17 protein-coding genes are annotated in these 14,714 nt (G+C 70.7%); 12 read left to right on the top strand and 5 right to left on the bottom strand.

Features of this window, described 5'->3' with window-relative positions:
• Window positions 1-88 precede the first annotated feature (88 nt).
• The 3 genes from AB0G08_RS05850 (at window position 89) to AB0G08_RS05860 (ending at window position 1,838) form a co-directional block, all read left to right on the top strand.
• The gene (locus AB0G08_RS05850) at window positions 89-622 is read left to right on the top strand and encodes an SUKH-4 family immunity protein (RefSeq protein WP_358083693.1); all 534 of its coding nucleotides are present in this window, start codon (window positions 89-91) and stop codon (window positions 620-622) included.
• Window positions 623-784: 162 nt separating this feature from the next.
• Window positions 785-1,465: a hypothetical protein gene (locus tag AB0G08_RS05855; RefSeq protein WP_358083696.1), complete on the top strand. Its 681-nt coding sequence runs from the start codon at window positions 785-787 to the stop codon at window positions 1,463-1,465.
• 85 nt (window positions 1,466-1,550) lie between these two features.
• Entirely contained in the window at window positions 1,551-1,838 is a 288-nt protein-coding gene (locus AB0G08_RS05860) for a hypothetical protein (RefSeq protein ID WP_225851988.1), read from the top strand.
• Window positions 1,839-2,107: 269 nt separating this feature from the next.
• On the opposite strand, the gene AB0G08_RS05865 is transcribed toward AB0G08_RS05860, so the two are convergent.
• A complete protein-coding gene (locus AB0G08_RS05865; RefSeq protein ID WP_358083699.1) occupies window positions 2,108-2,548 on the bottom strand; it encodes a hypothetical protein in 441 nt (146 codons plus the stop codon).
• Between the two features lie 147 nt (window positions 2,549-2,695).
• Window positions 2,696-3,007 carry a hypothetical protein gene (locus AB0G08_RS05870; RefSeq protein WP_358083702.1) on the bottom strand — a complete coding sequence of 104 codons (312 nt, stop codon included), beginning with the start codon at window positions 3,005-3,007 and terminating at the stop codon, window positions 2,696-2,698.
• 286 nt (window positions 3,008-3,293) lie between these two features.
• Between AB0G08_RS05870 and AB0G08_RS05875 the strand changes: the two genes are divergently transcribed.
• The 4 genes from AB0G08_RS05875 (at window position 3,294) to AB0G08_RS05890 (ending at window position 7,908) form a co-directional block, all read left to right on the top strand.
• Entirely contained in the window at window positions 3,294-3,854 is a 561-nt protein-coding gene (locus tag AB0G08_RS05875; RefSeq protein ID WP_358083705.1) for a dihydrofolate reductase family protein, read from the top strand.
• 209 nt (window positions 3,855-4,063) lie between these two features.
• Entirely contained in the window at window positions 4,064-5,452 is a 1,389-nt protein-coding gene (locus AB0G08_RS05880; protein WP_358083709.1) for an alkaline phosphatase PhoX, read from the top strand.
• A gap of 92 nt (window positions 5,453-5,544) precedes the next feature.
• The gene (locus AB0G08_RS05885; RefSeq protein ID WP_358083712.1) at window positions 5,545-6,219 is read left to right on the top strand and encodes a hypothetical protein; all 675 of its coding nucleotides are present in this window, start codon (window positions 5,545-5,547) and stop codon (window positions 6,217-6,219) included.
• 123 nt (window positions 6,220-6,342) lie between these two features.
• A complete protein-coding gene (locus AB0G08_RS05890; RefSeq protein WP_358083715.1) occupies window positions 6,343-7,908 on the top strand; it encodes a class I SAM-dependent methyltransferase in 1,566 nt (521 codons plus the stop codon).
• Window positions 7,909-7,933: 25 nt separating this feature from the next.
• On the opposite strand, the gene AB0G08_RS05895 is transcribed toward AB0G08_RS05890, so the two are convergent.
• Window positions 7,934-8,692: an SDR family oxidoreductase gene (locus AB0G08_RS05895; RefSeq protein WP_358083718.1), complete on the bottom strand. Its 759-nt coding sequence runs from the start codon at window positions 8,690-8,692 to the stop codon at window positions 7,934-7,936.
• Window positions 8,693-8,748: 56 nt separating this feature from the next.
• Between AB0G08_RS05895 and AB0G08_RS05900 the strand changes: the two genes are divergently transcribed.
• Window positions 8,749-9,345 carry a helix-turn-helix domain-containing protein gene (locus AB0G08_RS05900; protein ID WP_358083721.1) on the top strand — a complete coding sequence of 199 codons (597 nt, stop codon included), beginning with the start codon at window positions 8,749-8,751 and terminating at the stop codon, window positions 9,343-9,345.
• Window positions 9,346-9,412: 67 nt separating this feature from the next.
• Here AB0G08_RS05900 and AB0G08_RS05905 read toward each other — a convergent pair whose 3' ends face one another.
• Window positions 9,413-9,610: a hypothetical protein gene (locus AB0G08_RS05905; RefSeq protein WP_358083724.1), complete on the bottom strand. Its 198-nt coding sequence runs from the start codon at window positions 9,608-9,610 to the stop codon at window positions 9,413-9,415.
• Window positions 9,611-9,739: 129 nt separating this feature from the next.
• Complete coding sequence (locus AB0G08_RS05910; RefSeq protein ID WP_358083726.1) at window positions 9,740-10,702, bottom strand: aminoglycoside phosphotransferase family protein; 963 nt, start codon at window positions 10,700-10,702, stop codon at window positions 9,740-9,742.
• A gap of 244 nt (window positions 10,703-10,946) precedes the next feature.
• On the opposite strand from AB0G08_RS05910, the gene AB0G08_RS05915 reads away from it, so the two are divergent.
• The 4 genes from AB0G08_RS05915 (at window position 10,947) to AB0G08_RS05930 (ending at window position 14,656) form a co-directional block, all read left to right on the top strand.
• A complete protein-coding gene (locus AB0G08_RS05915) occupies window positions 10,947-11,375 on the top strand; it encodes a hypothetical protein (protein WP_358083729.1) in 429 nt (142 codons plus the stop codon).
• Window positions 11,369-11,602, top strand: coding sequence for a helix-turn-helix transcriptional regulator (locus tag AB0G08_RS05920; RefSeq protein WP_358083732.1), 234 nt, complete (start codon window positions 11,369-11,371; stop codon window positions 11,600-11,602). The genes AB0G08_RS05915 and AB0G08_RS05920 overlap by 7 nt, the downstream gene beginning before the upstream one ends.
• Window positions 11,599-12,570, top strand: coding sequence for an NAD(P)-dependent alcohol dehydrogenase (locus AB0G08_RS05925; protein WP_358083735.1), 972 nt, complete (start codon window positions 11,599-11,601; stop codon window positions 12,568-12,570). Before AB0G08_RS05920 ends, AB0G08_RS05925 begins: the two co-directional genes overlap by 4 nt.
• A gap of 484 nt (window positions 12,571-13,054) precedes the next feature.
• Window positions 13,055-14,656 (top strand): class I adenylate-forming enzyme family protein, encoded by a 1,602-nt coding sequence (locus AB0G08_RS05930; protein WP_358083738.1) that lies wholly within the window; start codon window positions 13,055-13,057, stop codon window positions 14,654-14,656.
• The last annotated feature ends 58 nt before the right edge of the window (window positions 14,657-14,714 follow it).

Raw genomic sequence — 14,714 nt, forward strand, 5'->3', positions numbered from 1 at the left:
GTTCGGCGCCGCCCAGTCGTGCCGATGGATGCCTAGCCACTACAGAAGCACCGGGTGCCTGGAACCCTGCCCGGACTACTCTCATGGCGTGCGCGCCGATGATCTTCCGTTGCCTCCCGCGTTCGAAGCGGTTACGGCCTGGGCTGGCACCGGGCGGGTGGTGCGTGCCACCGAGCTGGACGTGGCGACGTGGCGGCTTCCCGAGCCGCAGAAGGCCGCGCTGGTCTGCTGTGGCGTGCCGCTGATCGATGACCTCGTGAATGTGGTGTCGTTCCACGCAGAACCGACGACGTACCGGTTGGCGAACTCCGACGACCTGGACTGGGTGTACAGGGCCGCGCCGGGGACCGGGGAGGTGCAGGCATGCTCGTCGGACGGCAGCACCTGGTTCGTCAACTCGACCATCAACCACTGGCTGTGCTCACTGCACATGGTCGGGATCTGGCTGACCCGCTCGACCGCCATCGGCCGCTGGGACGAGGACGGACAGGCCGAAGAGGAAGCGCTCGCGGAGCTCGCCGACCTGTTGGAGCGGATCAGGGCCCATGACCCGCCCGCGTTCGGGGACGGCGACCATAGAACCCACTTCTGGCCCGCAGTGCTCGACCGGTGGCTCTACTGATCGACGTTGATATCCTCTTCTGGCTCGAACAGCGCGCTCGTCGGGCAACATGGCGGCGCCGTCTGTGTGGCCGCGCGAACCGCTTCGAGCAGTCACCGACCGCTGGTCCCTGGTCCCTTTCATGGCCGGCGTCCTGCCCGGCACCGCGCTAGCCTGCCGCGCATGGTCTACCGCGTCGGGGACGTGCTGCGTATCTCCTGCCCGTTCACGCCAACGGTCGTCGTCGGCGTCGACGAGGCGCACGTCAGCGTCCGCTGGCCCTGGTGGGAGATCGACCCGGACGCGGAGGGCTCGTGCTGGAACGGCGTGGTGGCCCTGGGCCGTGCCCATCCGGACGAGCTGTACGTGACCGACCCGCCTGCCCCGCGCCTCGCACCCGGTGATACCTGTCGGATCGGTATCCCGGCGCGGATCATCCACGTCATCGAGGTTCACGAGTACGATCCGCCGCAGGAGACGGGCTGGCTGCCCCGCCCGGGCCTGAGCCTGCTCGTCCTGCGCGCCGGCGAGGCTCCGGACGCGGCATCGGAGTTCCAGGGCACGAGCATCGAGCCCGGCGGCGGTGTTCCGTTCACGCTCGAACTGCTCTTCCGGCCGTACGCCTTCCTGATGGCCGGCGACGACGTCGCTGACGCCGATGGTCGTGCCTGGCGCTTCGACGGTCCATGGACCTGGGCCGCTTACGACGGCGCTGGCGGCGTGCCCGCCTGGCCCCTGACCCTACTGGCCGGCGGAGCGGATCCGGTGGCCGTGGCGACGGCGACCGCTACCGGATCCCACGAAGCCGAAGCCAGTCGCTGGCGTCGAGCGGCCGGCATTCAACACGAAACCTCGCCCCGCTGACGAGGCCACAGCTTTCCGTGGCCGTTCGCGTTACTCGGCAGTTGTATGGCGCGAACGAGCACCGTCCGGGATAGCCTTGGCGCATATGGCTACCTATCGCAGCGCCTCAGTGCTTCTTTCCTCCGACGGCACCAGGACCCCCGGCACCGCCGCGCTCTTCGCCGAGCCCGCCCGCAAGGGTGGGACCCCGCCGTGGGCAGGCGACTTCCGACCCGCCAACAGCGCCGGCAACGGCCCCAAGAACGCCGTCGGGAAGACCTTCACGTTGGAGCTGCCCGACGGCAGCACCGGCAAGGTCGTGGTCCAGGGCCTCAAGAGCGGAAAGGGAGGCGTCGTGCTGGCGTTGATGGGCGAGGACGCGCCCCCCTTCTGATCAGGAAACTGATCGCGTACCGGCCAAAGACGGCCGGTACGTGACCCCGCCGATGTCGATGCGTCCGGATGGCTGCCGGGCGCATCGCCTCACCCGTGGTTGGGCGTCGACGAAGGCCAGGTGCCTGATCCTCCGCTGAGAACGCTCGAGCCGCTGCCGTCGACGCACCGTGAGCGGCGGGGGAGATGTCGTGGGTGGTGCGGCAGCGCTGGTGATGGCTCGGGTCCGGGCTGCCCTGGGCCGGCGGCCCGCCGGCCCAGGGCGACCGGTCAGCGGCGGCCGGTGGCCAGGGCGACGAGGTACTGTCCGCCGCCGGCGTCGACGCTTGCGGTCACCGGCAGCCCGGGCACCAGCCGGGAGAACCGGTCGACCAGCCAGTCCGCCGCCTCCTGGGCGTCCTTCCTGCTCGGACAGCGGGTGACCAGCTCGCGGCCACCCTTGCGTTCGAGTCGCTCGGCGACGGTGATCAGTGGCGCGGGCTCCACCACGTGCAGATGATCCGGCCAGGCGATGACCACCTTGACCGCGCCCTTGCGGGTGTTGCAGGCACGGTGCGCGAGTCGCTCGGCGACCTTGGCCTTCCTGTCGGCGGTGCGGCTGTCGACGCTGGGGCCACGGGGGTCGTTCACCGACATGTCGGCGTCGACCGGCTCGTCGCACACCCAGCACCGCCAACCGTCACGCCTGGCGACGTCATCGAGGAGACTCATCCAAGCAACCTAACCGGTCAGCCTCCGGCCAACGGCAGCCCCGGTCGGGGCGAGCGCCGCCAGGGGTGTTGAACGTGCGAGGGACTCGCTCTCCTGCGCCCTCCGTCCTGACTCGCGGACGACGCACCGGCCGCCGAACCATGTTGGTCAGTCCATCGGCGGGCGGTCGATGACCTCGACGAACATGATCATGTTATCGACCACGTCAAGGATGAGCATGCCCGCCCGGTGCGGGCTGAGACCGACGTTCCGGTGGCCCGGACCGTAGGCGCCGGCCGGTGGTGGTTGCGTGTAGAAGCTCTGGCAGAAGCCGTCGCCGCAACCGCACTCCTGGAGCACTCGGAGACTGCCGACCTGGTCGACCAGGTCGCCCTCGTCCGCCTCGCGAAGCGCGGTCGCAAGCTCCGCCGCCAGACGCGGCCATCTGTCGACCACAAGTGGTGGTTGCCCAAGCGTCATCGTGCGACGGTAGCCGACGACGGAGGTTCGGACTGGCAAGCGCTGATCGGTGGCCAATCGGGCGCGTGGTTTGCCGACCCCGCATCCACAGCCGGCCAAGAGACGAAATCGATCCGCGCGCTATGTTGGCCGGTCGGTGGAGTTGGACGGGCAGTCCGCGGTGCGCTTCGTCCGGGATCCGGCGGGACGGCGCCGGCCGGTCGGCCGATCGACGAGTTCCGGGGGCGTGCGAGGTCACCGCCTGCCGACGCTGGCAGACTGACGCGCTCGTACCCGAAGGAGACGCATGGCGAAGCTCATCTACTCGATGGTCACCTCACTCGACGGCTACGCCGAGGCGGCGGAGGGCGGCCTCGGCGCCGGGGCCGACGACCAGGAGGTGCACACCTTCATCAACGACCTCTTCCGCCCCGTCGGGACGTACCTCTACGGCCGACGGATGTACGAGACGATGGTCTACTGGGAGACCGCGCACACCGAGCCCGACCAGCCGCCGCACATCCTGCAGTACGCCCGCGACTGGCAGGCCGCGGAGAAGATCGTGTACTCCACGACGCTGGAGTCGGTGTCGAGCGCGAAGACCAGGATCGAGCGGGCCTTCGACCCGGAGGCGGTGCGCAGGCTCAAGGCCGAGGCCGATCGCGACCTGACCGTCGACGGCCCGAACCTCGCCGCCCAGGCGATCGCGGCCGGCCTGGTGGACGAGTACCACCTGTTCATCACCACGAGCGTGGTCGGCGCCGGCAAGCGGTTCTTCCCCGACGGCGTGCGCCTCGATCTCGAACTGGTCGAGCAGCGTTCCTTCGACCACAGCGGAGTGATCTACGCGCGCTACCGGACCCGCTGAGTCGCACCGGTTGGTGACGCTTCCGGGGGCGGAGCTGGGGCGGGCGCTCCGTGGGTCCCGGCTGGTTGGGCCAGGGCGGCGGTCGCAGTTGGCGGCGGTCGATTCGATCGGCGGCTTGACGGGCGGGTCAGGATGTGACGTAGTGGATCGAGCGATTCGGATCGATGTCGGCCGGGCGTAACCGTCCGTGACGTCCAGGAGGCTTGTCCGTGTCTTTGTCTCGCCGTCAGTTCCTGTCCCGCTCGGCTGGAGCCGGTTTCGCCGTGGCCGTGGCCGGTTCGGTCGACGCCCTGTTCACCGCGGCACCCGCGCTGGGGGTGTCCGGCCCGAAGACCGGGTACGGTCCGCTCGTGCCTGACCCGGCCGGCATGCTCGACCTGCCGGTGGGCTTTCGCTACACGGTGCTGTCCCGCGAAGGCGCCGTCCGGCCCGACGGTGGCGTCGTGCCGAGCCGGTTCGACGGTATGGGTTCCTTCGCCGACAGGGCGCGCGGCACCCGCCTGGTCCGCAACCACGAGTGCTCCCCGACTGCGAGGATCAGGGTCGTGGCTCCGCCGGAGCGCACGTACGACCCGGCCGCCGGGGGCGGGACCAGCACCCTCGTAGTCGACGCGTCGAACCGCGCCGTCTCCGAGCACGTCAGCCTCGGCGGCACGGCCATCAACTGTTCCGGCGGCCGGACGCCGTGGCGCACCTGGCTGACCTGTGAGGAGACCGAGGACAAGGCGGGCGCCCGCGGGTACGCGAAGGACCACGGGTTCGTCTTCGAGGTCGACCCGTACGACGATGCGCGCAACACCGATCCGACACCGCTGACCGCGATGGGCCGGTTCCAGCACGAGGCGGTCGCGGTCGACCCGCACACCGGCATCGTCTACGAGACCGAGGACGCCTTCGTGGCGCCGCTGGGCAGCTTCTACCGTTTTCTGCCGAACCGGCCGCTCGGCGGTCACGGGAGCCTGCGGGCAGGCGGCGTGCTGCAGGCCCTGCACGTTCCGGACCTGCCGGACCTGTCGGTGGTGACGAGCGCGGGCACGTCCTTCTCCGGCGTCGAGTGGCTCGACGTGCCGGACCCGCTGGCGACCACGGAGTCGGTCCGCGCCCAGGACTACGGCAAGCCGATCACCGGTGGGTACAAGATCGAGGGCGCCTGGTGGGGGGAGAACGACGGCTGCGCCTACTTCGTCTCGTCGTTCGCCCGGCGTGAGCAGGGCTCGGCCCGCGACCACGACGGCCAGGTCTGGCGGTACGACCCGCGAGCCAACACGTTGCGCCTGGAGACCATCTTCACCCGTCCCACCCCGGCGCCGGAGAACCCGGAGTTCGACGCCCCGGACAACATCTGCATGTCGCCGTACGGGGGCCTGATGATGTGCGAGGACGGGATCGGGGACCAGCACATCCTCGGTACGACCGCCGCCGGCGAGGTGTTCGTCTTCGCACGTAACCGGGTCAACGTCGGCACCGCCGAGGAACCGGAGTTCGGCGAGTTGGCCGGCGCGACGTTCTCCGCCGACGGCCGGACCATGTTCTTCAACGTCTACAACCCGGGCATCACGTACGCCGTCACCGGCCCCTGGAACCGCCGCCAGCGCTGACCCCGCAGCCGCCGTCGGCGCTTCCGGTGTCCCAAACGTGCCGGTCACGGCCTGGCTCAGACCTGTCACAGCCCTCTGCGAGGATCGCTGCCGTGACTGGATGGATCTACAACGATCGCCCTGAGGGCGTGAGGTTCCTGGCCGAGCGGATCATGGAGCCGGGCCGCGGGGCGATCGAGGCCGAGGTCTGGGACTGGGTCGTGCGTGGCCAGGATGACGCCGACGAGTTCGTGGAATATTTCGACCAGGACGAGCTGCGTCACGGCGCCACCGACGAGGAACTCAGGGCGGCGTACGAGAAGGCTCTGGCCGTCCGGCGGGAGCAGCAGCGGGAGTGGGGTGCGGTGCGGAGCAACCTCACCCGTGCCTTCGTCGACCTCAACGAGCTCGGCGTGTTGGCCAGGGAGGACTTCAGCTGCTGTGGCACCTGCGCGTCCGCTGAGATCCACGATGAGCGGGACGACTCCCGGCACTGGCACGGATACCTCTGGTACCACCGCCAGGACACGGAGTCGTTGATCGCGAGCGAGGGCGGGGAGGTCTACCTCGGCTACGGCGCCTATCCGGCAGCGGACTTCGACGAGGTCGCCTATGCCGCCCTGCCGAAGGCCGAACAGCGGGCCCGCTACCAGGCCGACGTGGAACGGCTACTGGACGAGATCGTCTTTCCGGTGCTCCGCACGTACGGCATGCGGGTGGAGTGGAACCGCCAGCAGTCGAGCCGGATACGGGTCAGCGGCGCCCGGTGGTACGCGCCGTTGATCTGAAACGTGACGCAGCTCCGAGTCCCGGGCGGTCCGCGCCGTCCGCGGAGGGCCGCTGACCCTCGGGTCGGTCGACGGGCACCCCCTGCCGCGCACCGCCCAGCAGGCATCGGCTAGGAACGTGGCATGCCGCGCTACCTGCTCTTTCCTGGCCGCCACCACCTGCTGACCCGCTTCCAGGCCGGGTACCTTCGCCAGCTCGCGGCGCAGGGCGACGGCCCCCTCGCCGACGGTGACGGTGCGGCCGGGGGCGAGGACGCCGGCGGGACGACCGTGGTCTGGGCGGTCACCTCGGCCAACCACGAGAACACCCGGCGCAACCCGGTCCCGTACCACCGTCGGGAGGCGGCGATCGAACGGTTCAGCGTGCTCGCCGGGCTCCGGTCGGTGGTGGTGCCGATCTTCGACACCACACCCACCGACCGGTTCGCCGAGGTGACCCTCAAGACCGTCGCGGCGTTCACCGGGCTGGAGCTGACCCCGGCGGACACGGTGGTCGCCTGCTCCACCCCGGAGGTCGCCGTCATGTACGAACGGCTCGGGTTCCGTATCGCGGGGGTGGAGGCCGACGTCGAGCCGGCGCCGGTGCGGCCGTGGGACGTCCTGCTGCGGCTGGCGGACGACGATCCGTCGTGGCGTGAGCTCACCCACCCGGCGACCGTCGACGTGTACCGCCGCTACCGCCTCGACGACCTGGTCCGTTCGGTGGTGAACGACCCGGTGGTCGGCGACGAGGGCGGGCTGACCACCACCCGCGACTACCGGACGTACGCCGAGGCGTTCAGCGACGCCGCGCAGCGCAAGTGGGACGCGGTGCGCGAGCACGTGCGGCCGGGGCGGATCGTCGACGTCGGCTGCGGCGCGGGGGCCGTCCTGGAGTTGGCCGACCGGGAGCCGGCCCTGCGGGAGAGCGACCTGATCGGCGTCGAGGTGGCCCGGCACCTGTACGAGGAGTGCGTCCACAAGAAGGCGCAGGGGGTGTTCACCAACCCGAACGTCTTCTTCTACCGGCGTAACGTGCTCGGCGGGGCGGTGTTCGCGCCGCGCTCCGTGGACACCACGATGACCTTCGCGCTGACCCACGAGATCTGGTCGTACGGCGAGCGGATGGCCTCGCTGCGCCGGTTCGTGCAGGCCCTCTACGACCACACCGTGCCCGACGGGGTGTGGATCAACAGTGACGTGTGCGGGCCGGACGGCAAGGACCGGACGGTACACCTGCGTCTGGCGACGACCGACGGCGTCAACCCGCCCCGGCCGCGTACCGACCTGGCGGCCGCGCCGCCCGGTGAGGTGGCGTCGTACGTCCGCGCGCTGTCGACCCGGGCCCGGCTGGACCAGTTCGCGGTCGACTACCGGTTCCCGTTCGCGTACCGCCCGGTCGACGGGGCGGACGGCACGGTCGAGCTGACCCTCGGCGCGGCGATGGACTTCCTCACCCGCAAGGACTACACCGACAACTGGCTGTCGGAGACCCAGGAACAGTTCTGCGGCATGGAGTACGCCGACTGGAAGTCGTTGCTCACCGACGTCGGCTTCGAGATCGACGCCGCGAGCGGCACGTCCCGCAACGACTGGATCATCACCAACCGTCTCGCCCCGGTGGCCGCCCTCAGCACCCCGGCGGGCGAGCCGCTGGACTGGCCGGTCACCCACGTGCGCCTGGTCGCCCGTCGCCCGGTCAACACCTGACGCCCCGGCGGCCCATCGTCGAAGCTCACAGGTGGGTTCCGCCGGTGGCGTCGATGGTCTGGCCCGTGATCCATCTGCCGGCGTCGCTGGCGAGGAAGCGAACCACGTCGGCGATGTCGTCAGCGGTTCCGAGGCGGCCGAAGGCGGACAACGCCGCGGCCTGCTCACGCGCGCCGGGCGCGTCGATCCAGTCGGCATTGATGTCGGTGTCCACGACGCCGGGTGCGACCGCGTTGACGGTGATGCCGCGGGTCGCCAGCTCGGGCGCGATGGCTCGTAGCGCCCCCTCCAAGCCGGTCTTCGAGGCGGTGTAGGCGACGTGGGTGGGCGCGGCGATCCGCGTGTACCCGGTCGAGATCGCGATCACGCGCCCCTGATCGTTGAGGTGGTCGCCGAGGGCGTGCAAGAGGAAGAGGGGCGCGGTCAGGTTCACGGCCAGCACGCGGGCGTAGGTTCCGGAATCCAGCTGCGAGAGTGTCTGGGCGCCGTTGATCCCGGCGTTGCTGACCAGAACGTCCGTGCCCGAGTGCCCATGTGCGGCGACGGCGGCCTGCCACTCGTCGGCGACGGTCTGCGCGGCCCGCTCACCCTCGGAGAGGTCCGCTCCGATGATCACGGGAGTGGCGCCGTGTGCGCGGATGCGGTCGGCGGTCGCCTCCGCGGCGCCACGGTCGTGGCCGTAGTGGATGCCGATCAGTGTGGCCCCGTCGCGGGCGAGGCCTTCGGCGACGGCAGCGCCGATGCCGCGCGAGGCGCCGGTGACGAGAGCGGTCGGTCGGGTCACGAGTTCCTCCGTAGTGGTCGTTACGAAAAGGTCCGTGCGATACCGTAGCACTCGCTATGGAACCTGTGACGCGTCGCGCGGGACGCCCGCGCTCCTTCGATCCCGATGTCGCGTTGGACACGGCGCTGGCCCAGTTCTGGGAGCACGGGTACGAGGGCGCGAGCCTGGCCAGGTTGCAGGAGGCCACGGGGCTGACCGCGCCCGCCCTGTACCGGGCGTTCGGATCGAAGGAGCAGCTGTTCGAACGGGCCGTGAAGCGATACCAGGACAGACAGGGGTTCGCCCTGAACGATCGACTCCCGTTCCGCCGAGCCGTTGCCGAGTACCTGGCCCGGGCCGCCCGCGAGTTCACCACCGGTCCCGGGCGCGGGTGCATGATCTCGACGGGCATGCTGGCCACGAGCCCGGACGCACGCGTCGCGGCCGAGGCCGTCCGCATCGAGCGCGAACGCGCGCTGGACATGATCCGCAACCGTTGCGACGGCGCCCTGGAGCAGGGGGAGCTACCCGAGGGTACCGACACCGAGAGCCTGGCCAGGGCGCTGGCCGCGGTGATTCAGGGCATGTCCGTCCAAGCGCGCGACGGTGCCGACACCCGGCAACTCGAAGGCCTCGCCGAGGCCGCCCTGGCAGTCATCCCGGGTCGCGGCTAGCGGCGGGCCGTGCGCGATCCACGGTTCGCTGTGCGGCACCCCGTCGACCCGGTCGGCGCGGGGCGGGTCATTCGCAGCGGTCTTCGGCGCCTCGGCCGTACGGCTCGCAGCAGTCGGGGCGGTGCCGGTAGACCCGGAGGTCCCGGCCGCGCCGGTGGCCGTACTCGGTCGTGATCTCGTACAGGCAGGCCTGCCACACGACGACCTCCCCGGCGCCGGGCACCACCCGTCCGTCACCCGGCCCGCCGCGCAGCAGCACGTCCACCCCTCGACGGTACGTCCCCCGCGAGCGCGCGACGCGGCGTACGGAGCTCTGCCCCCGAGCGGGCTGCGGGCCATGGCCGGTCTCCGAGCTGAACGCAGCACCCGAGGGCCGCGCCCGGGCCGCCTTCGCTCAGCCCGGCGCGTCCATTAGGGCGGTGACATAGGCGTCCAGCCGCTCCTCCACGGCCCGCGTCGTCAACTCCGTCCTCCCCGCCTCCCGCCATGGCTGCGCCACCACCTGCACCTCCTCCGAGCACGCCAGCGCGTCCCGCACCTGCCAGTACCGCCGCTCGCTCGATACTGCGGCCAGCACCCCGCCCGCCTCCTCGTACGCCTGCGCGAACCGCAGACCCCACGCCGGGCCGTGAAGCAGCGCGAGGTTGGTGCCGCAGTGCGCCACATCGAGATCCGCCGGGCCCCAGGAGGTCGCCGCCCAGTCGACGACGCCGGTGATCCGGACACCTGCCGCCCCCGCGGGCGGCGCGTCGAACAGCACGTTGCCCGGTTGGAAGTCCCGGTGCAGGAATCGCCCTTCATAGGGCGGCGCGGGCCTGCGGATCACGTCGATCGCCGCGGCCCATGCCGCCGCGTCGGCGCCCTCCGGCGTCACGACGGTGTCGGCGGTCGTCAACGCCACGTACTCACGGGGCCGCTCGGCGGGCCGCACCGCGTGAATCGCCACGAGTTGACGGGCCAGCAGAGGAACGCGCGTCTCCAGTCCCTCGTCCTCGAGGACCGTCCGGCCGGCCAGATGTGTCATCAGCAGCGACGGATACTCGCAGTGCACGGCGGTCGGATCGACCGCGACCAGCTCAGGAGCCGGCACGCCGGTCCCCGTGAGCAGGGACAGGGCGTCGGCCTCCCGATGCAGCCAGTCCTCGGCGTGTCTGACGTAGAAAGGGTCGACGAAGCTCCGCAGCACCAGCTCACGGGTGCTTCCGTCCCGCGTGCCGATGGTCAGCCTCCGCATCTCGGCGGTGATGCCGCCGCGCAGCGCCTCGGTCCTGACAACCCGTTCACCGACCTCCAGGTGCCGACTGACCCAAGCCAGCGTCGACGGCAGGACAGCCGCCGCCTCATCGTCGTTGATCACCCTGCCACCTCATCATCCGCAGGGCGGCACGCGGAGTGGTTATGCGGGGAAGCGCCGACAGCCGCTGCACCGCAGGGTCGTCCACCAGCGGCACCGAGCATCCGAACGGTGCCACCCCTCCCGGCGTCCGCCCGAGCAGGCCGAATGACCGCACCCCAGGGTCGATGTAAAGATTTCTAGACATGAAGTCAAAGATTCGGTACCTTCATGATGTCAAAGATTCCAGACATCCGGAGGGCTTGTCGTGTCGCACGAAGAGAAACGCGCCTGGATCAGGCTGGTCGTCGCCGTGCTCGGCTACTCCGCCTACGTGGCGCTCATCGCCAGCCGCGCCGACGGTCGCTCGCTGCCCGACGTGCCGTACGCGAACGCCCTGTTGTGGACGGTCGGCGCGGCCATCGCCGCGTCGATCGTGGCGGAGACCGGCATGGCCGTCGTGAATCCGCGCGCGTCGCGCGCCAGGGACGTGCGCGACCGCGAGATCGGGCGGCTCGGCGACCACGTCGGCCAGTCGTTCGTCGTCATCGGCGCGGTCGCTGCGATGTTGATGGCCATGGTGGACTGGGACCGGTTCTGGATCGCCAACGTCATCTACCTGTGCTTCGTGCTGTCGGCCATCGTCGGCGGCATCACCAAGGTCGTCGTGTACCGCAGGAGCTTCCCGCAGTGGTGAAGCCGACGCAGGTCACCAACCGCATCCGCGCGCTGCGCTTCGCGCACGGCGAGATGACCCAGGCCGAGCTCGCCGAGCGCATCGGCGTGACCCGGCAGACCCTCATCGCCATCGAGCAGGGCCGCTATTCGCCGTCCCTGGAAATGGCCTTCCGGATCGCCCGGGTGTTCGGCGTTCCGCTCGACGACGTGTTCCAGTACCCCGACTCCCCCGAGGAGAAGGCATGAAAGCGATCGTCCGAGACGTGTACGGCCCGGCCGACGTGCTCGAGCTCCGCGAGGTCGACAGACCCTCGGTCGGAGACGACGAGGTGCTCATCGAGGTACGCGCCGCCGGCCTGGACCCGGGCGTGTGGATCTTCATGACCGGCCGGCCCATGGCGGTGCGGCTCGCGGCCGGGCTGCGCCGGCCCAGGGTCGCGGTGCTCGGTCGGGCCGTCGCCGGTGTGGTGGTGGCCCTCGGCGCCAACGTGACCCGCCTGCGCGCCGGCGACGAGGTGTACGGCACCTGTCAGAGCGGCTCGTTCGCCCAGTACGCGACGGCGCGGCAGCACCGGGTCGCACCCAAGCCGGCCAACCTCACCTTCGCGCAGGCGGCGGCGGTGCCCATCTCCGCGGTGACCGCGCTGCAGAGCATCCGCGACGCACGCGTGCAGCCCGGACAGCGGGTGCTGATCACCGGCGCCGCCGGAGGCGTCGGGTCGTTCGCCGTCCAACTGGTCACGGTGTACGGGGCGAGCGTGACCGGCGTCTGCGGCACCTCGAAGACCGAGCTGGTGCGTTCCCTCGGCGCCGAGGACGTCATCGACTACACCCGGCACGAGATCGACCGTGGCGGCGCGCGATACGACATCGTCGTCGACACCGCCGGCAACCGGCCGTTGTCGCTGCTGCGTCGCGCGACCACGCCGCGCGGCACGATCGCCCTCGTCGGTGGCGGCCACGCCACGGGCCGGCTGCTCGGCGGCTTCCAACGCCAGCTGGCCGCGCCGTTGCTCTCCCTGTCCGGCAGCCAGCGGGTGCTCGGCGTGACCGCTCGGGAGCGCTACGAGGACCTCGAGGAACTGACCACCCTCATCGAGGCGGGCTCGGTCACCCCGGTCATCGACCGCAGCTACGCTCTCGCCGACGCGCCCGCCGCGATGCGCTACCTCGCCCAGGGCCATCCCGCGGGGAAGATCGTCGTCACGGTGTAGCCCCGCCGGCCGCCGCACCGCACGACCCCCGCGACCGCGAACCACCAGCCCACCCGATGGTGGCGACCACGACCCACCACCGGGTCGGCCGTGGCGGACCGGGCCACCACCGGGTGTACCGGACCGGACGGATGCCAGCACCGGGTCGTCGCCATCGCGCCGGGGGGCATTATGGCCGGTCGTCGATCAGTCCACACTGGTCGGACGGTCGGGAGTTCGGAGGCGTTCGTGGTCGGATCTCCGGCCGCCCAGACCTGGTCCGCGCCGGACAACGTCGATATCGTTACCGGCCAATCGGACGGCCGATGACCGTTCGTCGTCAGCCGACCTCCCCAAGCTTCCAGATCAGGAGGACGCGCTCGTGGCCTCACCCGCCGATTCGACAGTCACCGGCGACGACGTCGAGCCGCAGCGGCCCATTCCGCGGTTCCTCACCGAGTTCACGCCCACTCGGTGGCGCCGTCGGCTGAGCCCTTTCTCGCGCGTGCCCAAGCACTCCAAGATGGGCGAGACCTGGCACGTGGCGGCGAAGACCGCCCCGGACGAGCTGGTCATCGTCGATCGCCCGCCGGACATCGACCCCGGCGGAGCCGAAGCCCGCACCTACACCCAGTGGGCGGAACTCGTCGACCGCGCCGCGGCCTGGCTGCACAAGGCGGGCGTGCGCCCGTGGGACCGGGTGGCGATCCTCAAGCAGAACCACCTGGACATCGTCGTTCTCGGCTGCGCCATCGCCCGGATCGGCGCCATCCCCTGCATGTTCTCCGGCTCCTACGGGCCGGAGGCGATGATCCCGATGCTGAAGCGGCTGGAACGGCCGTTCCTGCTGACCGACCAGAAGCACCTCGACAAGTGCGGCATCACCCCCGAGGTGGTGGCCGAGCTCACCGTACGGACGATCAGCGTCGACGCGGTCGCGGACCGGCCGGACGTGCTGCGCCTGGACGACTTCAAGGACGCGCCGCCGGTCCAGCCGAACATGCGCGAGTTCAAGGAGCCGGTGGTCATCACGCACACCTCCGGCACCACCGGCATTCCCAAGCTGGTCATGCACTCCGCCGAGTCCATCTACGCGATGGCGATCGTCGAGACCGAGCGGTGGCCCCGGTTCGGGCTGCGGCGCAGCGACACGGTGGCGTTCTGCGACCCCTACACGCACGAGCGGCTCACCACCATGCAGCTGGCGATGGCGGCGGTCGGTCCGCGGGTGATCTACCTGTCCGACCCGCTCTCGCCCCGGGTCCGGGAGCTGCTGGCCGAGCACAAGCCGACGCTGGTGGAGGCGCTGCCGAACATCTACCTCGCCTGGGAGCCGCTGGCCCGCGACCCCGCCGGCCTGTTCAGCAACGTGCGGGAGTACGTCAACTCGTTCGACGCCATCCACACCCGCACGATCCGCACCTTCATGGCCGCCACCAAGCGGCGGTTCCCGATCTGGGTCCAGTCGTGGAGCCAGAGCGAGAACGGCGCGCTGTGCATCCGGCCGTTCTTCCGCTTCGTCGTGCGCCGCAGGGGGCACCGGCCGCCGCCGACGCAGCTGATCGGCTGGCCCATCCCGTTCCACGCCAAGATGCGGGCGGTGGACCCGGAGACCGGCAAGGAGGTCCCGCGCGGCCAGGTCGGCCTGATCGAGATCGACCAGCCGGGACGGTGCCTCGCGTACGTGGGCGAGCAGGACCGGCACGACCTGAAGTGCAACGGCAGGTGGTGGAACACCGGCGACCTCGCGGTCATCAACAAGTGGGGCGCCGTGCGGATCGTGGACCGGGAGATCGACCGGATCCCCGGCGGCAGCGCGATCGAGTTCGAGGACCTCATCCTCGACCGGATCGAGTACACCACCGAGGTCGTCATCCTTCCGGTCGCCGGTGACCTGCCGGTACCCGTGGTCAGCACCACGGACGACGTACCGCTGGACAGAGCCGACTGGGAGCGGGCGGTCGCCGACCTGAGCCCGATGGCCGCGCCGATCCAGATAAAGTGGGACGAATTCCCGCGCACCGGCACCTGGAAGATCCGCCGGGTCGCGCTCCGGGAGAAGCTGCTCTCCGGTGCCCAGCCGATCGGCATCGGGCGTTGGAACTGAGCGTCCTCGTCCCCTGATCACCCCGACGCGGCGCCGGTCCCGACTGTGCCGGCGCCGC

The organism is Micromonospora sp. NPDC023644 (assembly GCF_040640115.1).
GTDB lineage: Bacteria > Actinomycetota > Actinomycetes > Mycobacteriales > Micromonosporaceae > Micromonospora.